Source organism: Nitrosospira sp. NpAV (assembly GCF_000832065.1).
Classification (GTDB): Bacteria; Pseudomonadota; Gammaproteobacteria; order Burkholderiales; family Nitrosomonadaceae; genus Nitrosospira.
The window spans coordinates 440,183-458,373 of sequence record NZ_JXQM01000001.1 but is presented as its reverse complement, the minus strand read 5'-3'; the positions used below and the strand labels follow the sequence as shown (position 1 = coordinate 458,373).

17 protein-coding genes are annotated in these 18,191 nt (G+C 51.5%); 8 read left to right on the top strand and 9 right to left on the bottom strand.

Translation table 11 applies throughout. The features are described 5' to 3' along the window. The first annotated feature begins 5 nt into the window (after positions 1–5). The 5 genes from lptF to SQ11_RS17770 all read left to right on the top strand — a co-directional run bounded on the left by lptF (position 6) and on the right by SQ11_RS17770 (position 5,711). Positions 6–1,082 (top strand): LPS export ABC transporter permease LptF, encoded by a 1,077-nt coding sequence (gene lptF / locus SQ11_RS01965; RefSeq protein ID WP_041512396.1) that lies wholly within the window; start codon positions 6–8, stop codon positions 1,080–1,082. Beyond that, the gene (gene lptG, locus SQ11_RS01960; RefSeq protein ID WP_041512395.1) at positions 1,079–2,143 is read left to right on the top strand and encodes an LPS export ABC transporter permease LptG; all 1,065 of its coding nucleotides are present in this window, start codon (positions 1,079–1,081) and stop codon (positions 2,141–2,143) included. Before lptF ends, lptG begins: the two co-directional genes overlap by 4 nt. Positions 2,144–2,519: 376 nt before the next feature. Continuing rightward, the gene (locus SQ11_RS01955; RefSeq protein ID WP_306463958.1) at positions 2,520–3,743 is read left to right on the top strand and encodes a CDP-alcohol phosphatidyltransferase family protein; all 1,224 of its coding nucleotides are present in this window, start codon (positions 2,520–2,522) and stop codon (positions 3,741–3,743) included. Between the two features lies 1 nt (position 3,744). Next, positions 3,745–4,731, top strand: a complete 987-nt coding sequence (locus tag SQ11_RS17775) for a diacylglycerol kinase family protein (protein WP_041512393.1) — start codon at positions 3,745–3,747, stop codon at positions 4,729–4,731. Continuing rightward, a complete protein-coding gene (locus tag SQ11_RS17770; protein ID WP_052493926.1) occupies positions 4,728–5,711 on the top strand; it encodes a hypothetical protein in 984 nt (327 codons plus the stop codon). Before SQ11_RS17775 ends, SQ11_RS17770 begins: the two co-directional genes overlap by 4 nt. A 276-nt stretch (positions 5,712–5,987) precedes the next feature. Here SQ11_RS17770 and SQ11_RS01940 read toward each other — a convergent pair whose 3' ends face one another. The 8 genes from SQ11_RS01940 to SQ11_RS01905 form a co-directional block, all read right to left on the bottom strand. After that, positions 5,988–6,773 (bottom strand): 2,3-diphosphoglycerate-dependent phosphoglycerate mutase, encoded by a 786-nt coding sequence (locus SQ11_RS01940; protein ID WP_084226682.1) that lies wholly within the window; start codon positions 6,771–6,773, stop codon positions 5,988–5,990. A 546-nt stretch (positions 6,774–7,319) separates the two neighbouring features. Further along, entirely contained in the window at positions 7,320–7,679 is a 360-nt protein-coding gene (locus SQ11_RS01935; protein WP_232297858.1) for an HIT family protein, read from the bottom strand. A gap of 387 nt (positions 7,680–8,066) precedes the next feature. Further along, positions 8,067–8,858, bottom strand: coding sequence for a sugar phosphate nucleotidyltransferase (locus SQ11_RS01930; RefSeq protein ID WP_041512391.1), 792 nt, complete (start codon positions 8,856–8,858; stop codon positions 8,067–8,069). 159 nt (positions 8,859–9,017) lie between these two features. After that, on the bottom strand, positions 9,018–9,659 hold the full coding sequence (locus SQ11_RS01925) for an HAD family hydrolase (protein WP_041512390.1): 642 nt from the start codon (positions 9,657–9,659) through the stop codon (positions 9,018–9,020). After that, the gene (locus tag SQ11_RS01920; protein ID WP_041512389.1) at positions 9,656–10,585 is read right to left on the bottom strand and encodes an NAD(P)-dependent oxidoreductase; all 930 of its coding nucleotides are present in this window, start codon (positions 10,583–10,585) and stop codon (positions 9,656–9,658) included. The genes SQ11_RS01925 and SQ11_RS01920 overlap by 4 nt, the downstream gene beginning before the upstream one ends. Before the next feature lie 8 nt (positions 10,586–10,593). Beyond that, positions 10,594–11,532 (bottom strand): phosphoglycerate dehydrogenase, encoded by a 939-nt coding sequence (locus SQ11_RS01915; protein ID WP_041512388.1) that lies wholly within the window; start codon positions 11,530–11,532, stop codon positions 10,594–10,596. Continuing rightward, positions 11,529–12,290 carry an HpcH/HpaI aldolase/citrate lyase family protein gene (locus tag SQ11_RS01910; RefSeq protein ID WP_041512387.1) on the bottom strand — a complete coding sequence of 254 codons (762 nt, stop codon included), beginning with the start codon at positions 12,288–12,290 and terminating at the stop codon, positions 11,529–11,531. Before SQ11_RS01910 ends, SQ11_RS01915 begins: the two co-directional genes overlap by 4 nt. Before the next feature lie 51 nt (positions 12,291–12,341). Continuing rightward, entirely contained in the window at positions 12,342–13,100 is a 759-nt protein-coding gene (locus SQ11_RS01905) for a 3-deoxy-manno-octulosonate cytidylyltransferase (RefSeq protein WP_041512386.1), read from the bottom strand. A gap of 558 nt (positions 13,101–13,658) precedes the next feature. On the opposite strand from SQ11_RS01905, the gene SQ11_RS01900 reads away from it, so the two are divergent. The 3 genes from SQ11_RS01900 to SQ11_RS01890 all read left to right on the top strand — a co-directional run bounded on the left by SQ11_RS01900 (position 13,659) and on the right by SQ11_RS01890 (position 17,018). Next, positions 13,659–14,978: a hypothetical protein gene (locus tag SQ11_RS01900; protein ID WP_041512385.1), complete on the top strand. Its 1,320-nt coding sequence runs from the start codon at positions 13,659–13,661 to the stop codon at positions 14,976–14,978. 47 nt (positions 14,979–15,025) lie between these two features. Next, on the top strand, positions 15,026–16,072 hold the full coding sequence (locus SQ11_RS01895) for a glycosyltransferase family 2 protein (RefSeq protein ID WP_232297857.1): 1,047 nt from the start codon (positions 15,026–15,028) through the stop codon (positions 16,070–16,072). Between the two features lie 181 nt (positions 16,073–16,253). Beyond that, the gene (locus tag SQ11_RS01890) at positions 16,254–17,018 is read left to right on the top strand and encodes a 3',5'-cyclic-nucleotide phosphodiesterase (protein WP_041512384.1); all 765 of its coding nucleotides are present in this window, start codon (positions 16,254–16,256) and stop codon (positions 17,016–17,018) included. 88 nt (positions 17,019–17,106) lie between these two features. Here SQ11_RS01890 and corA read toward each other — a convergent pair whose 3' ends face one another. Continuing rightward, positions 17,107–18,177 carry a magnesium/cobalt transporter CorA gene (corA, locus tag SQ11_RS01885; protein ID WP_041512383.1) on the bottom strand — a complete coding sequence of 357 codons (1,071 nt, stop codon included), beginning with the start codon at positions 18,175–18,177 and terminating at the stop codon, positions 17,107–17,109. Positions 18,178–18,191: the final 14 nt, after the last annotated feature.

The following is an 18,191-nucleotide window of genomic DNA, read 5'->3' as shown; positions in this document are numbered from 1 at the left end:
AATCCGTGAAAATAATAGAACGATATATTACGCGTGAATTGTTAATACCATTTACGGTGGTGATCGTCATTTTGGCGGCATTATTCTCGAGTTTCAGCAGTGCACGCTTCCTGGCGGGGGCAGTCACAGAATCGCTGGGTATCGCCGCCATGCTGAAGCTGGTGCTGCTGAAGACGCTGATTGCCCTGGAAGTGCTGATGCCGATCGCTCTTTATGTCGCTATTGTCATGGGTCTTGGGCGGCTGCACAGGGATCAGGAAATTAATGTACTGCGTTCCGCCGGTGTCAGCGATAATCGCATAATTTATGCTGTACTCATCGTTGCCATTCCCGTGGGAATTATCAGCGGTGCGCTGTCTATCTTCATACGCCCATGGGCTTATGAAGAAAGTTATATTCTGAACGCGCAGGCGGAAGCTGAATTAAATTTGGATCGATTCCAAGCCGGGCGTTTCTATGGAAGCGAAAGTAGCGGCAGGGTCATTTATCTTCATACCAAGGACAGCACCGGCAAGGAGATGAAGGATGTGTTTCATTACATCAGAAAGAAAGACAGCAGCGAGATCATTGTAGCCAAGGAAGCCTATCCGCAGGAGCCGGCAGCCGGGCAACGTCCTCAAGTACATTTGCGTGATGGCGCTACTTACCGGCTGATGCATTCTGAAATGAGAGATACGGCAGTCCGGTTCGAGAAGCTGGTGTATTTTACTGATAGCGGCAACGTGCTGGATTACAAGCGCAAAGCCGCCGCCACCACGGCGTTGCAGAAATCCGATCAGCCGCGCGACATCGCGGAATTCCAATGGCGGCTTTCACGTCCCATTGCCACCATTCTGCTGGCACTTATCGCCGTGCCTTTCAGCCGCGCTTCACCTCGCCAGGATAAAGGGGAGAAGACTTATTATGCCGCCGCTTTGGTTTTTGCGATCTACTATATCCTGAATGGACTGGCTCAAACATGGGTGGAGCAGGGGACCATCGGCAGAGTACCCGGTGTCTGGTGGCTTTACGTCTTGATGTCCGTGGTCGCATTCATTTTGCTGTCACCGGGTTATTGGCGAAAGCTATTTCCTCGGCGATGACAATAGCCAACCGTTACCTGGCCTTGCAGGTTTTAATGGGCTTGGGCATTGCGACTGCGGTGCTTTTGCCGCTATTCAGTTTTCTCGACTTGCTGGATCAGCTTGACGACGTGGGAAAAGGGACTTATCGCATCCAGGATGCGTTCCTGCATACCGCATTACTGCTGCCGCGCAGGTTTGTCCAGCTTGCGCCTTTTATTACGCTGCTGGGCAATGTGATTGCTTTGGGACGGCTAGCTGTTAATTCAGAATTGACCGCATTACGGGTAGCGGGTATTTCTCCCATTCGTATCAGTCTTGCTCCATTGGGAGTGGGACTGATTCTCCTATTATTCATTGCTGTACTAGAACAATTTGTCGCGCCGCAACTTCAACAGAGAGCCATCTCCTCCCGCGCTGTCGCGCTTGACAAGAGCGCTGCGCTTGGCAAACATCTGGGTATCTGGACCCGGGACGAGCGGAATATATTACGTATCGGCGAGATGCTGCATGCAAAAAAGGCTGCGGATATTGAGGTAATGCATTTTGATGATAACGGGTTCCTGCTAACCTATACCTATGCTAAACATGCGGATCTTGTTGCTGATGATCTATGGGAATTAAGCGACGTCACCATCAAGACATTTGCGGAACAACGCATCGAGTCCGTGAGCAAAAAATCGATGAACTGGAAATCATTTCTGAATCCAGATGATATCTCGACATTGACCAAGTCACCTGAGAGTCTTTCCCCCATTGAATTGTTTCTGCATGTGCGTTTCTTGCGTGCGACGGGGCAGGAGGCCGATGCCTATGCGCTGGCTTTGTGGAGGAAGGCTGGTGGAGCGCTGATGACAATTGCCATGTTGTTGCTTTCCATTCCTTTTGTTTTCGGATCGGTACGGACAGGCCTCGGCAATAAGCTGGTGCTCTCATCCATGCTTGGAATCAGTGTTTACTTGTTTGATCAGGTTATCGCGAATGCGGGTCTATTGCTGCATTTGAATCCTGCGCTAACGGCTCTTTTTCCTGGGCTACTGTTGATTGCTATTGCTAATTTCTGGTTGCGGCGGGTTTTTTAGCTGCTTGCTTATTATTTTCCATTAGAGTAAAAGGATTCGGCGCTCGTTTCTGACAGCGTATTGCCGTGGTAGTGCGGCATACATGTCGATCTATCTGTGCTGGCATATGGCCGGTATTCGCATGAATATAACGGGCCATCCAATAATCCTGAATCCGATAGTTGATACCGCTCATTTAATAGATCAGTGTTAAGACTAATAACAATATTTCATATTGACTCCCCCCTTCTGGGTGAGGCTGCCACGGGATGAATTGCATAGTTCGCATGATTGCGCCTTGCCCTGTATCCCGAAAACCGCACACTTCACCCCGCTCAGTTACCGGATCTAGGGCGATCCCAAGTCCAGACGCAGATAAATGACCCGGGATATTCCAGTGGTAACCTACATTTATCTCCTCGGAGATAGCGAGACGAACGTCTGGGGTCTGAGCGGCCGCGAGCGGCTACGACGGATGTTAGGAGCATTCAATCAAACCAGGACGGTTGATAATCCGGAGCAGATTCCAGCACATGCGCCGGCAATATTTTTGCGGGCGGATCATTTGTTTGACGCCAGGGTCTTGGCGGCATTGATTAATACGCGAGTGAACCTAGTGCTTAGCAGCGATATAGGCCAGCCGGTTGCAATCCGGATTACGGATGGAAATATGCGCCATGTGCTCGCGAATTTCATGGACGGGGGAGAAGGAGAGGCTCTCTCCGCCTTGCCGCGTTATACGCTGAAAGACTTGAATCTGTTGGGTCTTCAGCAGAATCTCAAGAAAAGGGATCTGCCCTACCTGTTATTTATCAGCAGCGATAACAGGAGGCAGCTTGAATTAGAACTATTTGCCCGATCCTACAAAGGCGTGACCGACCTCGTGACGAAATGGCTCTGGCCCATACCCGCCTTCTGGGCTGTGCGTATTTGTGTACGCTTCGGTATACGGCCAAACCAGGTTACCTTGCTCAGTCTTGTATTTGCACTGCTGGCCGGAGTTGCCTTCTGGCATGGCCACTATGGCATGGGGCTGGTGATGGGATGGTTGATGACCTTTATGGATACCGTCGACGGGAAGCTGGCGCGAGTAACCGTCACCTCAAGCCGTTTTGGAGATGTGCTCGATCACGGCCTGGATATTATTCATCCACCGCTATGGTATATGGCTTGGGGTGTAGGCTTGACGGGAGCACTCACGCAGGTATCGGATCTGCCAATAATATTCTCGTTGATACTCATCGGTTACGTGGGCGGCCGATTGTGTGAAGGAATTTTCCAGTTTTGGATTGCATCGTTTGATATTTTTATCTGGCGGCCGCTGGATTCATTTAATCGGCTTGTTACTGCCCGGCGCAATCCCAACCTGATCCTGTTGACATTTGGCTGGTTCATTGGCCGACCGGACGTCGGTCTCTGGTCGGTAATTATCTGGCATCTTTTCTCGACTGTCTTTCTTGCTGTTCGGGTAATGATGGGTTGGCAAGCATGGCGGTCCCACGGGTCTTTACGATCATGGTTTGAGGACATTGTTCCGGGTCAGGATGAAGGGAGACTGGCAGTTCGTATTTTTGCACCCTTGGCGGTTAGGAGAAATGATAGAAAATTCACGGATAAATAGATTGAGAGCTGGGGAGGCCGCAATCGGATTGCTTTTCAATCCTTTCAGCGGACGTATTCGCAAGCGCAAGGATGCAATAAGGCGAGCCCTCGCCGAGATTCCGGGCGCAACCTGCCGTGAAGTCACGAACGCGCCTGAGATTAACGCATCGGTGGATGCCTTTGTCCAGGCAGATGTTGATTTGCTGGTAATTGTTGGTGGGGATGGTACCGTTCAGGGAGTTTTGTGTCATTTGTTTGCAACGCAACCACTCGCCAGATGGCCCTTACTGATGGTTGTCCCGGGTGGTACCACCAACATGACGGCGCTGGATCTGGGTATTTGCGGTGAACTGGAATTTATCGTCCAGCAATTGAAGGAGCATCTGCTGAAGCGGGTACCTCCCGTGTTGATACAACGCCATGTACTGTGTATCGAACAAGCGGGGATGGCAAAGGTTTATGGGATGTTTTTTGGTGTGGGACTTATTGCCCGTGCTGTGATATTTTCTCGGAGCAAGATAAAACAGCTGGGTATTACCGGAGAAATTTATTCAGCTCTTATTACACTTGGCTACCTTGTCGGCTTGATTTTTGGGCGTCGCCACGGAGCCTGGGCACCGGTTCAAATGTCGATTATCGAGAGGAATATCGAACTGCATCGTGGAACCTACGCGTTCCTTTTCGCCAGTAGTCTGGATCGTCTGCTGTTTGGCATGCGTCCGTACTGGGGAAGCCAAGAGGAGCCGCTGCATATAACATTCGTCCGGCAGGGGTCGAAACGTCCCTTGCGTTCGCTATGGGTGCTCCTTTCAGGCCGCGGGAACACACTTAAGGAGCAAGATGGTTATCATAGTTGCAATACCAGAGCGCTGGAGCTGTTGATAGATGACGATTACATCGTCGATGGTGAATCCTATCGGGCATCAAGCGGGAATGGGCCATTGCGTATCACAGCCGCCGGTCCAATTATCTTCGTGGGAGCCGGTAAGGTAAACTCACAGTCATGACAGACCGCGCCTCAATATTTGATCAACACATTCCCAGTGATCTAGTCGCTGAGATGGCCTCGCTGAGTTCGAGGTCTGTATCGCCGGATTTTCTCGTTCTGGTCGAAGCATTGAAATTACGTTTCGGCTCCTCGCTGGAGGCCATTCTTCTTTATGGATCCTGCCTGCGATCCGGTGATCTCGGTGAGGGGGTGGTAGATTTCTACGCGATAGTGAACAGCTACGGGAAAGCTTATCCAGAGCGTTATCTTGGTTACCTTAACGCCTGGTTAGCTCCAAATGTGTTCTATCTTGAAGTGGCCGCACAGGAAGATATGCAGGAAAAGAAATTCCGGGCCAAGTATGCGGTGGTCTCAATGGCAGACTTCGAGCAAGGCACCCGGCGTTGGTTTCATCCATATTTGTGGGCACGCTTTGCTCAACCTTCCCGATTGTTGTATGCGCGTGACGAGAACATCCGCAAGCATATTTACACTGCGCTGGCCCAAGCTGTGGTGACATTCCTGAAATCCAGTCTCCCCATGTTAAACGCGTCCGTGGCGAATGTCGAAGCAATCTGGGTCAACGGTTTGACGCAAACCTATGCAGCCGAATTGCGGCCCGAACGTGCAACACGGGCGCAACAGCTCGCCCAGATCAACCTGGATGATTATACGCGCTTGACTGAGCATGCCGCGCCGGCATTGGTGGGAGTCCTGGAGGCGCTGCCAGACGGGCACTATCGATGCCTGATCGATGAGGCGGACCGCAAGCGTGCGCGCTGGCGCTGGCGGTTACGGCGCTGGCAGGGAACAGTCTTGTCGGTGCTTCGTCTGACAAAGGCGGCGTTCACTTTCAGCGACAGCATTAGTTATGCTGCATGGAAAATCGAACGCCATACCGGGGTTCGTGTCGAGGTGACGCCCATGTTGCGACGACACCCAGTGTTATGGGGTTTTAAGATTTCATGGCAATTGTTGCGGCGTGGCGTGATACGCTGATACCCGCCATTTATAAGCAAGCTACCGGTCAGTTGAATGAGTGGTCAGCTTGACGGATTTGGGATTAAGAATCTTTACTTAAATATTCTTGTGCAATGCGGGCCCATCAACCATGCCATAGTTAGCCAAAATGGGGCCATCGAGGGTAGCCTGCGTGGGGGAGGGCGGAAGGCCTATTTCGAGTTGAGCGAGTAGTTCAAATAAGCTTGTTAATCCAATTCAAATTTTTGTCGAGAGCAGGCTAAGCGGGTTGCGGTCATTGAAGTCCACCGGGATTCATGTTCGGTATCTATCCCTTTGACTATCGTCTGTTATGGGCAAGGATAGAGACCGGGAGGGCTGAGCCTGGGACTGAACTTTACGCGTGGATTGATGATCAGCATAGTAATGCTGGACAGGCCCCAGTTTATCGTCAAGGTTGTATACCAGCGGACGTCCCGTTGCTATGGACAATTTCATTAGTTGGGAAACGGACAATCCATGCAACTGCATCATCAATGAACGTAAGACGTGGCGGTGAGATACCACGAGAACCCGCTTCCCGCGCTGGATCTCAGGCACGATTGTTTCCTGCCAATAAGGCAAGACTCGGGAGAGGGCCTGCTGCATGCTCTCCGCGAGTGGCAAGTCTTTCTTGTCCACATCAGAATAGCGAAGCTGATTTCCCGGGTAACGTGCGTCACCGGGACGGAGCGGCGGGGGTGTTGCATTAAATCGTAACTGAGGACTAAGGACAGGCCATATGCCAAATTTCCCGATAGCATTAACGCGATGGACTCCCTCCAGCGCGCCATAATGGCGCTCGTTCAAGCGCCAACTCTGCCGTGTAGTCAATCCGTCAAGTCCCATCGCTGATAATACGATACGCGCCGTATCGGTGGCTCGTCTAAGTTCCGAAGTAAAACATATGTCGAACTCGCAACCCGCCTCCTTGAGCAGGCGACCAGCCTGCTCCGCCTGATGTTCCCCCCGTTGACTCAATGCGACATCGTTCCAGCCGGTAAAATACCCATCCCGGTTCGAGATGCTTTCTCCATGTCGCAACAGAACAAGTTGTATCATCGTCGACTCATTTCAAAAATCATATCAGTCGTTAACCAGTCAAAAGTTTAACAAGTTTAATGAGTGATGGAAGCCAGTCTGTCCGGGAATGTTGCCAGTATCATGCAGGCCCGCTATAGCAGATTATCTGGATACAGCGTCTACGGAATTGTAGCAATTGTAAAGCGAAGCATTAATCTGAAGCCCCTTTTTTGACGATGGCCCATCGATACCCAGGCTGCCGAACATACCATTACCCGAATTCATAAGCAACCACCGGGGAATTAAGGTTACCCGAATATGAATTAATTCATTCTGAATCCAATAATTGGATGGGGTGGCGCATGTAGTTTTTGGGGTGCAGGGCAAGGCGCTCCGACGCGGAATGATCACGCAGGTGGAGAAGCGCTTTTCGCTGAAAAGGTTGTCTCCTACAGGGGCGTCCCCTCATTCCAAGGCATTGCACCCAACGCAGCCCTGGGCCGCAAAAACCCGCCTAATTTACCCTGTAGCGCTTTACCAGAAAAATGAAAGTCAAATAGTATACGTATCATGGCGGCATGATGCTCATGTCCAACAGGACAAAATATAATGGATGATATGCTGGTTAGTTTCAGCATCAGTTTCATTTGAGCGGTGGAAGTCAGGCGCTCCAGGCCAACCGAAATCCATAAATTCCAGGCCATTAAAATACTTTGTCTTTGCGTAACGCGGAATAACATGGAAGTGTACATCTGGGTCAACCATCATTAGCATCAGATAATTAAGTTTGTCGTAATTAAACGCTTTTGCTAAAGCAGGTTCCAGCTGCGCTGTTATTTTGTGAAGCTCGGTATAACTCGCTTGACTCAGTTTAGAGAATTCGTGAGCCGGCTCATGAGCGGCGAGAACAAGAGAACCAAGCGTTAACTGCACTGGGCGGAGCATGACACTCCAGTATTGATATCGATGAATTATTGTGTGTGGTGCTCCAAACTTTCGCATTGTCGCGTTAAAGATTGGTGCATCCGGTCGTGGTAAACTAACCATTCAAGAAGCCCATGTACTTTTCTCGGGCTGATGCATTTCGCCCAGGAATATTTCAATCAAGTTTATGAATCATCGTGCTGGGTTGTCAGGGTACTATTTGTATGACCTTCACACAACTCCTCGCATAAAAAAGCATCTTCGAAGACTCAGCCGATGATTACTTGAATCACCCTGAAACGAAACCCGATACCACCGTTTCCTGCGCGATTATTAACGAACGATGGTGTTTTATCTCTGGGGTGTAGGATTACGTAAAACTGTCGCGGGCGGGCAAACTCGAAGTGACTAACCTATGTACAGGCAGTTATGCGGCATTCTATCCTGATCTATTTTGTTGAAAAGTGCTTCAGCCTTTGCCAGATCTCCGATGAAATCAATTTCACACCAGAGGTGTCCGGGCACAGAGTACGTATTCACTAGTTGCTTGGCGGCCAAGCCATCCACGATGGAAAGATACCAGTATTTAAGCTTTGCTTGGTCTCGAAGCGCATCTTCGACCGCGTTGCGAAACAATTGCGGTCCGTTCTCGCGAAAAAAAATAAGACCGATGGATTCGCAGTCGACTTGATCTGCGGATAAGCTCTTACTTACGTGCTTGACCCATCCGTTTTCGTCCAACTGCACCTTCATGTCGTCTGCATCATAGATGGGTTTGTGACTCACGCTGAGAGTAATGGGTGCGGAGGCCGAGTTCAATACCTGTATCAATAGCGCTTCATCAAAAATAGTATCTCCGTTCAGGAGCAGAAAGTCGTAATCCATGGCGGAACGTGCAATCCAGCAACTGGCCAGGTTATCTGCAACTTCGAAGAATGGATTAAAAATCGTATTAATCTGCGCCCGGTTCGCATAGTTTTGCAACAGCGCTTCAACCAAGCTGGATTTGAAACCGGTAACGACAGTGATGTTATGAATTCCGGCGGCGAGTAACGCATCAATTTGCCATTCAATAATTGGCTTGCCTCCAATCGGCAACAGACATTTTGGGATGTTTTCGGTTAGCGGCAGCAGTCGCCGCCCCTGACCGGCGCTGAGAATAATCGTTTTGATAGGCCTTTTTTCTTTGCTGCCAGTCATATCCGCCAACCTTTCGAATGTTCAAGAAATGCGACAAACTATGCGTACTGAACCATTTTTCGCATCGTATTCGCTTTGGCGTGGATCACTACTCCATCTGCGGAGCGCTGCTTGAGCTATCGATTTCATACCATCGGAACAGTAGCGGATTGATTCTTCTCAGGTGAGCAGTGGACTCAGATCGGGTAACGTATCTACCTCTGCCGGAAAGGGGTTGGTATCCCCCGGGCGCACTCTCCCCAGAAATGCGATCTTGTTCATCTGCGCACTCTGATAATCAATCAGCGCATCGCCTATCATCAGCACCCGTTCGGGGGAAAGGGCGTGGGACGACAAAATATCCGCAATGAGCATCTGTTTTGGCGTTGGGGAACCGCGCACCGCGGTGAAATAGGATGCCAGGCCACGACGCGTGACAATCGTATTAAGCTCTGTTTCCGGCGTACCGGATGCGACAAATAAAGGTATTCTTGGGGCCTCTTTACGAATCAGTTCGGCTGCACCGGGCACTGTTTCGCTGGCAATGACCGCCTCGATCACCAGTTCGGAGAAAAGTCGATCCAGCTGCCGCTCTTCATCCGCCGTCAAAGGTGGTCTGTCCAACAGATGTTTCTGAAAATAATGAAATTTCTGGTAACGAGACATCCCGCCGTTTGCGGTGTGATACTGCATCACTGCAGTCATTACCGTTTCGCCATAGGACCGGTAGAGATTACCGAAGGCTTGTGTTTTGATGTCTCCAGACTCAACTATTACACCATCGAAATCGAAAATGATGGCTTGCCAGTGCGCTGTCTTCATGCTTTGTTGGCGGATACTGAAGGGGTGGCATCATCATCGTCGCCGGAATGATGCATGGTTTTGTGAATATCCCTGAGGCAATCAAGCAGCCCCTGGCCAAGATCGACATGTTCATTAAGCACCAGTTTGCGGCCGATGCGGGGTTGAAATGCGTAGGGGGTTACCTCATAGTGATGCACGGCATTGCCTTCATCAAAATTCAATGCTATTTCCCAGGGCATGATTTCCGAGATCATCGTCATGACATCCTTGATCCGCAACCGCTCCTGTCCTGTCAAGATCAAATGACGGTTGGCGAACTCGGCCGATAGCACCTGTACACTCATGCGCGCCGCGTCCTCCACATGAATATATTCGCGGAGCGCTTCGCCGGTACCGTGGTAGGTTATCGAATGCCGTTCAACGGCTTCGTGCAGCATCCGGTAGATTCCATTGCGGGCATCAGCGCGCCTCCCATACAAAGATCCATAGCGTAAAATACTATAGTCCAGTCCATAGCGCTCGTGATAGGTTTCTATAAAGCGCTCCGCCGCTTGCTTGCTGGCACGGTAAAACGAACCGGATTCGGAATAAACGTAAATCGTGCTGGCAAAGACGAAGCGGCGGGCTCCAGCGAGACGGGCAGCCTCCAGCACGTGCATATTACCCAATACATTGATCGTGGCGGTAGCCAATGGTTTGTCATGAGCCTCATCAATGTCCGCGATTGCCGCAAAATTGTAGACCACGTCTGCGCCCTTGGCCGCTTCCGTCACCTGGTCAAGATCCATGATGTCGCCAATGATCATTTCCTGATCGGGACCCTGATAGCGTGATGGACACCGGTCAAACAGACGCACCCGATAGCCGGCGGCGGATAATGCGTCGGCGACATGACTGCCAAGAAAACCACTGGCGCCATATACGATAGCGATTTCGTTAGCCATTCCTTTTTTTACCTGTTTTTCATTAAACCAGCATTGACAAGGCCTTGCCGCAGATTCTCCGCCGCCTCGATTTCCATGCGCTGACGAGACTCCCTGGCAAGTGAGCCAATATGTGAAGTGAGAATAATATTGTCGCATTTGAGCAATGGACCGTGATAAGGCTCTTGCTCGAAAACGTCCAACGCAGCCGCACTGAGTTGTCCGCAAGCCAGTGCCTCGGCCAGGGCGGTTTCGTCAATAAGACCGCCGCGAGCCGTATTTATTACCACCGCGCCGGGTTTCATGCGTGCGAAAGTTTCCCCATTTAGCAGATGGTGAGTGTCAGCATCATACGTCAGGTGGAGACTCACGATATCCGCCTCCGCCAGAAGTTGCTCAAGCGGTACTAATTCTATACCTTGAGGTGGCTGCTTTACATAGGAATCATGTGCTACCACCCTGGCATCAAAAGCCTGGCATAAACGGGCAACCCGCCCACCGACGCGTCCCAGGCCAATGATGCCCACCGACTGGGCAGCGAGTAACTGGCCCTGCGTTCTTGGCCATTCTTCCGTTCGCACCTGTCGATCAATCTGGCATATTCGCCGCAGCGCAGCCAATATCAGACCCATGGTAAGCTCAGCCACGGCCTGAGCTGGCGCCTCCGGGGTATTAAGGACAGCGATACCGTAACGCTTTGCTGCCGCGAGATCGACACTATCCAGGCCGCTTCCACAGCGGGAGATGACTTTTAGTTTTTTTGCGGAGGCGAGAACCCGTTCTGTCAGAGGTTCTATACCAGCTATCATCCCGACAGTATCCGCACCCAGCAATTCGATAGCTTCGTCTTCGGTCAGTTTACGTTTATAGGGATTCCCGGCAATATCCATGCCCTCCCTTTGTAAGTACTGGAGATGGGGATTGTTGTCCACATCGAACGACGAGGTGGAAATAACAAGTTTGCTCATAGCGCTGCCCTTATATTTTGCATATGACCGCGGCAAAGTGTGTCGAGAATGCGAATATCCAAACCATAGCCGAGAAAGTTGAAGCCAGCATCAATATTGCGTCGCAACATCTCGGGATCCGGTTCGACCACGTGAATACCTCCAGGTTTGCCTAATCGGCGTCCTGCTTCCCTAACTTTTTCAATAGCGGATTGAACATCCGGATAATCGAGTTCGCCGGGCCGTCCCATGGAACCGGACAAATCGTAAGGCCCGATGATATAGGCGTCAATGCCGGGAACGGAGAGAATGGAATCAATGGCATTGACCGCATCTATATGCTCAATCATGGCCACGATGATGGCGTTATCTTCCAACCAGTGCCGGTATTCTTGAAATCTTGCGCCATAACCTTGAGCACGTGCCAGGCCGACTCCGCGCCGGCCTCGAGGCGGATAATAAACGGCCTGTACCGCGGCCTCCGCATCAGCGGCGGTTTTGACCATAGGCACCATCACTCCCGCCGCGCCCGCATCCATAACCCGCTTGATCTGATCGGGATGATTCGACGTCAGTCGCACGATGGCCGGGCATTGCTGGCTGTCGAGCACCTGGATCAGCATTTGAACTTCGCTGAGTTCCAGAACACTGTGTTCCATATCCAATACCAGCCAGTCAAATCCCGCAGCGGCCATAATTTCGGCGATTGCTGGATGTCCCAACGTGATCCATGAACCGATGGTTAAGGCATTCCGAGTCAGTTTTGATTTCAATTGCATAGGTGCTCCACAAGGAAAAGCTACTTGAACGGGTGTGCGAGAGTACTTGATTCAATATGAGGCCAGCAGGGGGTCGGCTTCCATCAGTCCAGCCACACGCTCCAAATCAGCCTGCGTATCCACCGCCTGAGTATTGAACTTCGTTCTCACCATCTTTATGCGATGACCATGCTCCAGCAGTCGTAGCATGTCCACGGACTCTAGTTGTTCCAACGGAGTGGGCGGTAATCGGGCAAAATCGAGCAACGTTTCCCGGCGGAACGGGATAATACATACCTGTTTGTAGGCACAGGTATGCACAAAATTAGATTGAGCTGAAGCCGGAGCAGTCGGTATTGGCTGCCGCGACATATATATGGCGTCACCCTGTTGATTCATTACCACTTTAATGGTGTTGATATCATAGAAGTCAGCCCTGTTATCAATACTGCGGACCAGGTTGACACAACCCAGTTGTGGGTCATGGCGGAATGGCTCCACCGCGGCGTCAATCATCTCTGGATGGGTCATCGGTTCGTCGCCCTGTACCATGACTATAAGTTCCGCATCAATCCCGGCAACTGCTTCGGCAACCCGATCGCTGGCGCGTTCATGAGTATCGGCGGTCATTATCACGGGAGCGCCAAAATCCTGCGCTACTTGCCGGATTTCCTCATCGCAAGTGGCAATGTAGGTAGCATCAAGGGCTTTACTCAAGGCAACACGCTTGTAGACGTGTTCCAGCATGGTTCGGCCCAACAGCTTTGAAAGCGGTTTGCCGGGAAAACGCGATGAACCCATACGTGCCGGTATTACAGCAATTGTTTTCATTAGTTATCTATATTTATTGGAGGGTTTGTTGTCATAAGGATTCGCTCCATGTTTCACCAATAGTTAACAGTTATTTGGCTCTACATGTTAGCGACAATGGAGCTTGTTCGCTCTGGCCGTTATCCTACCATCAGAGGGAATGCTCTGCGATAATTTGAACCCGTTTTCGCCGGGTAGAATCGTTGAACATGTCATCCGTGGGACCAGGTAGGTGCGCGCCTTTTGGGTAGATACAGAATTTCAAGGCAATGATCAAATGGCTTCATGCTTTTTGAGCATCGTTGCATATTTTGCGCCTCCACGCGCCTGGGTTCTGGTTTAATCCAGATAATCCATGAAGGGGTTCTATAGCCTATCGAGTGCTGCTGCCTCGGCGTCCATAGACCCGCCAGCCATGGGCTTCTTCCAACTATACTTCTGAGACCGTCCGGCGGCGCTACACTGGTAAACCCATATCTACGAGTGTACAATTACGCCCTTTTCGCCACCCAGGGTATCTAATCATTCAATTAAATGATGGATATACTGCCCCATCCCGCCGGAGCTGAATGCGTGGGTATGAAAGCCCTTTTTTTTCTTCGTCATTATAATGACATTGATCATGTTACCCCGGTGATCTACAAGTGGGTCAACTCGGGTCACACCTGCGATATCGTGCTGATAGGCAACTCGCGGTTCCGTAATGACTACCGCATTGAATTTCTGCGCAAGCTCAACGGCGTGCGCATGGCTCACATCCGTGACTTGCTGCCGCCAGTTGAATTTGCCCGCTGGTTTCTGCAAACGCTGATACTGATCCGCAATGTGCGCTACCCTTTCCTGGCACCGGTAACGGGGGCATTCAACAAACTCTATGATACCAGACGGCGCGCACCGGTGTGGCACAGCACCACCCAACGGCTGCTGGCCCGCAGCTTCGGGGATACGCATGAGGGCGTGGTGGTATTTGACTGGATCGAAAGAAACTCCTCCATCTGCGTGGAATGGGTAGGGGTCATGCTATCGACGGCCCGCGCCATGGGGCTTGGCACCGTATCGCTGCCGCATGGAGACAGCCCGCATGCGAGCCAGTTGATCCGGCGGCGTGAGTTGCGCCTGGAGCCCGACACCACCTTTGCCAATGCAGGGATATTCGACAAAGTGGTGGTTCCGAATGAACTCTGCTCCGTGCGTTTTCGGCCCTTCATGGACAACCAGAAGCTTGCCGTCCTGGGCTCGCCGCGCTACTGTGACGAATGGCTCGCCAAGCTGGCCACGCTGATGCCGCCTTCGCCGCTGACGCGCTCCGGCAGCCGGCTCAAAGTCGTCCTCTTTCTGAGGAAGAGCAACTTTTCCACCTTCTGGGAAGAAGTGGGTGAAGTGGTGCGCGTTGTTGCCGGCTTTCCGGGGGTGGAGCTGATCATCAAGCCGCATACCCGTGGCGGCGCCCAGCAATCCCTGACCAGCGATGCCTCGCTGCGGCGCCTGCCGAACGTGAGCGTGGCTGGAGACATTCATTCCATCCATCTGATGAACTGGGCGGACGTGATCATTGACCTGGCCACCTCGGTGGTATTTGAAGCGGTCAAGGCGAAGAAGCCGGTACTGGCGGGCGATTATCTGCATGCGGGCCGCTCCGCCCTGGCGGAATATCTGCCCGAGACGGAACTGCGCTGCCGGGATGACGTTTATCGGCAGATAGAAGGATTTCTGACTCACGGCTGTGATAATTTTTATATTGAAGCGCACCACCAGCGTTTCGTGAAGGAAATGATCAATGTGGGGGACGCGGACGTACTCTCCCGCTACGTAGCGTTGCTGGAGGAGCAAGGACGGGCTCGGACCAGCCAAGGTCAACCTTATCCGGACGAATGCGCTGTAAAGGTCGCGTCCGGATGATTTCCCGATGTGGCCGGGGCTTTTTTAAAGGAAGTTACTAAACCGCCATGCCGGTTCAATCTTCGGTTTCCCCCATGTCCAACCCCTCCATCGACGTGGTGATCCCGGTTTATAATGCACCCGAGTTGACGCGACGCTGTATTGATTCTGTCGTGGCTCACCTCAGCGGCTCCATAAAGCATATTTATATTCAGGATGATGCATCCGGCGCTGAAACGCGTCAGATGCTCGATCACTTACCGTATGAGCACATCCATGTCCATCATGCCCCGAAGAATCAGGGCTTTGGCGCATCGGTAAATGAAGCGGTTAATCGATGCGGCGCATCCGCTGTGCTGGTACTCAATTCAGATATCGAAGTCAGCGAGGATTTTCTGCCGCCGTTGTATGCCGCGTTAGCGGCCGACCCGCAGCTGGCGGTGATCATTCCCGCCGGCAATGACTATGCCAGGCATGATTTGGATTGCTATCTGCGTCAGCCCGGTGGCTACATTTCAACGCACCGTCTGCAAGGCCACGCGTTTCTGGTTCGCCGCGACATTTTCATGGAAATCGGTGGTTTCGACCCGGCGTTCGGTCGCGGATATTATGAGGATATAGACCTCGGCAGACGGCTAGACCTGGGGGGATGGCGCTTCGGTGTACATCCCGATGCTTATGTATACCATAAAGGCGGCGGGTCGTTCGGACGCGGGCGTGCATTCAGGGAACTGGCGCGCCGCAACCGCAATCTCTACTACTCGCGTTACCCCAATGCGCGGCGCAATGTGTTGCTCCTCTCGGGTAATTCCGTACTGGCACATTTTCCCCCGAATCTTCTGGACAAGATCGAGAACGTGTTTCACGAAGGAGGATACGTTCATTGGCTTACGCCACAACCCGCACGATTGCTTCCATGCCTGCAAATGCGGCACGGCTTCAGTATAGAGCTCATGCTACGGGGCTGGCGTGCCGACAAGCGCATCACCGAAGTGTGGGTTTTATCGGATGCCCCGCGCGCGTGGCGTGCTTTGCTCGGCTTTTGGGCGCGCATCCATGACCTTAAAGTACTATTATGGGAGGAGGCCGCTACAACGGAGGCTGAGGCACCTTAATCCTTTATCTGCATCTGGTCGTGGCAAACTTACCGGAAGGTGAAAATCAAACGATGCGGAGGATCTTCGCGGATCATAGCGCCGAACTTGAAAATGAGTGAGAAATGAGGCGCTTAATTGCCGGATTGGCTTCAATCTTTAGGAGTTAATCTAAAAGCATATTGTCGATCGGAACGTAAAAATGCGCATAACTATACTTGGATGCACCGGCGGCGCGGCGGCAGATTTAAGAAGCACTTGCCTGATGCTGGACGACGATATTCTGGTTGATGTGGGTACCGGTGCGGGAGATTTAACCGTGAGCCAGATGCTGCGGGTCGATACGGTATTTCTTACCCACTCCCATCTTGACCATGTAGCACTGCTGCCGATGCTGGCTGACGTTGTAGGACCACGCCGGAATACGCCTCTCACGGTTTATGCCTTGCCTGAAACAATCGCCATCCTTAAGCAGGATATGTTCAATTTCCGCCTTTGGCCGGATTACACTGTCCTGCCGTCGCCGGAGAAACCCTATGTCGTATTCAAGCCCATCGTAGTGGGGGGGGTGGTGGAATCATCGGGAAGAAAAATCACTCCGCTACCGGTACGGCATGCTGTGCCGGGAGTGGCCTATCAACTTGACAGTGGCAATGCAAGCTTTGTCTTCAGTGGTGATACCACCTACCATGAACCGTTCTGGAACGCGCTGAACGCCATCAGCAATTTGCGCTACCTGATGATCGAGGCAACGTTTCTCAACTACAACACGGCAGGTGCGGAGGCCTCCGGTCATATGCGTCCGGAATTGCTGGCAAAGGGGTTAAAACAGCTCAATAAGAAGGTGCGCTTTCTGATTACTCATATGGAGCCGGGCAACGAGGATGCCACGATGGCAGAAATCCAGGTAGCGGCGGGAGAGTTCAAACCGGAAAGATTGAAGCGCGGGCAGGTATTCGAGCTTTAAGAAATCTTTGAATAAGCCTTCGCTCTCGCCCAGTGATACGTTTCACGGAGAATTTATTCAATGGTTCCCAGGTTTTGCGTCCCGTTTTCTACAGCCATTTCTTCCTGCGAAACAGGGCCAGCATTCCAACGCTAATTGTGACCATCACCCCCAGCACCACGAAAAATCCCCACTCCCATTCGAGTCCCGGCAGGTGTTTAAAATTCATGCCATAGATGCCCGCAATCAATGTCAGAGGCATGAATATGGTGGTGATAACGGTGAGAACTTTCATCACTATACTGATGCGATAGCTCACGCTGGATACGTAAATATCGAGCATGCCTGCTGTCAAGTCGCGCAGGGATTCGATCGACTCGATAATATGAATGATGTGATCGTATACGTCCCGCAGATAAAGTAATGTATTGCGGGTGAACAGCGGCGAATCCCCCCGTTGCAATGAACTGATCACTTCCCGTAGCGGCCACAGCGATTTACGTAGAAAAACTCCTTCACGCTTTAGGCGGTAGATTGAATGCAGGGTACTGGGTTGAGGGTCGGCTATCAACTCTGTCTCCAGCACTTCAGTTTTCTCGTCGAGCTGCTCAAGAATGACGAAGTAGCTGTCGATAATGGAATCAATCAAACTATACATTAGAAAATCCGCACCCGATTTCCTGATCTGACCTTTACCAGCATGTAGTCGCTCACGCACCGCCCCGAATTGGGCGCTATCCGCTTCAAGAAATGATAGTACGAAATTTCTTCCTAGCACCAGGCTGACCTGATCCGAATCTAGTCTTTCTTCCTTGCCATTGTATTCATAACTAAAGGTTTTCAGCACTACGTAGAGATAACCGCCGTAATCCTCCAGCTTAGAACGCTGTTCAGTGTTGAATATGTCCTCCAGCACCAATGGATGGAGGTCAAAACAAGCACCGATTTGCTCCATCATGCGGGTATCACCCAGGCCATGAACATTGAGCCACTTGATCCCATGCGCAAACCTGGTTTTATCAGCCAGATCCGAAGCAGTTATCTCTGACTCGCGCACACCATTGTCGTCATAATCCATCAAAATGATGCGGGGGGTGACATTTTTCTTTTTGCCGATATGCACCAGGGTACCCGGCGGCAAACCGGCTTTCGTGGATCTCTTTTTTGAGTGGGATGCCATCGACCTTATCCGGG

Coding starts and splice junctions, on each gene's coding strand:
- SQ11_RS01920 (WP_041512389.1), bottom strand. CDS start 10,585: ATGGCTAACGAAATCGCTATCGTATATGGCGCCAGTGGTTTTCTTGGC.
- SQ11_RS01925 (WP_041512390.1), bottom strand. CDS start 9,659: ATGAAGACAGCGCACTGGCAAGCCATCATTTTCGATTTCGATGGTGTA.
- SQ11_RS17770 (WP_052493926.1), top strand. CDS start 4,728: ATGACAGACCGCGCCTCAATATTTGATCAACACATTCCCAGTGATCTA.
- SQ11_RS01895 (WP_232297857.1), top strand. CDS start 15,026: ATGCCGGTTCAATCTTCGGTTTCCCCCATGTCCAACCCCTCCATCGAC.
- SQ11_RS01905 (WP_041512386.1), bottom strand. CDS start 13,100: ATGAAAACAATTGCTGTAATACCGGCACGTATGGGTTCATCGCGTTTT.
- corA (WP_041512383.1), bottom strand. CDS start 18,177: ATGGCATCCCACTCAAAAAAGAGATCCACGAAAGCCGGTTTGCCGCCG.
- SQ11_RS01900 (WP_041512385.1), top strand. CDS start 13,659: ATGAAAGCCCTTTTTTTTCTTCGTCATTATAATGACATTGATCATGTT.
- SQ11_RS01930 (WP_041512391.1), bottom strand. CDS start 8,858: ATGACTGGCAGCAAAGAAAAAAGGCCTATCAAAACGATTATTCTCAGC.
- lptG (WP_041512395.1), top strand. CDS start 1,079: ATGACAATAGCCAACCGTTACCTGGCCTTGCAGGTTTTAATGGGCTTG.
- SQ11_RS01935 (WP_232297858.1), bottom strand. CDS start 7,679: ATGCTCCGCCCAGTGCAGTTAACGCTTGGTTCTCTTGTTCTCGCCGCT.
- SQ11_RS01915 (WP_041512388.1), bottom strand. CDS start 11,532: ATGAGCAAACTTGTTATTTCCACCTCGTCGTTCGATGTGGACAACAAT.
- SQ11_RS01890 (WP_041512384.1), top strand. CDS start 16,254: ATGCGCATAACTATACTTGGATGCACCGGCGGCGCGGCGGCAGATTTA.
- SQ11_RS01910 (WP_041512387.1), bottom strand. CDS start 12,290: ATGCAATTGAAATCAAAACTGACTCGGAATGCCTTAACCATCGGTTCA.
- SQ11_RS01940 (WP_084226682.1), bottom strand. CDS start 6,773: ATGATACAACTTGTTCTGTTGCGACATGGAGAAAGCATCTCGAACCGG.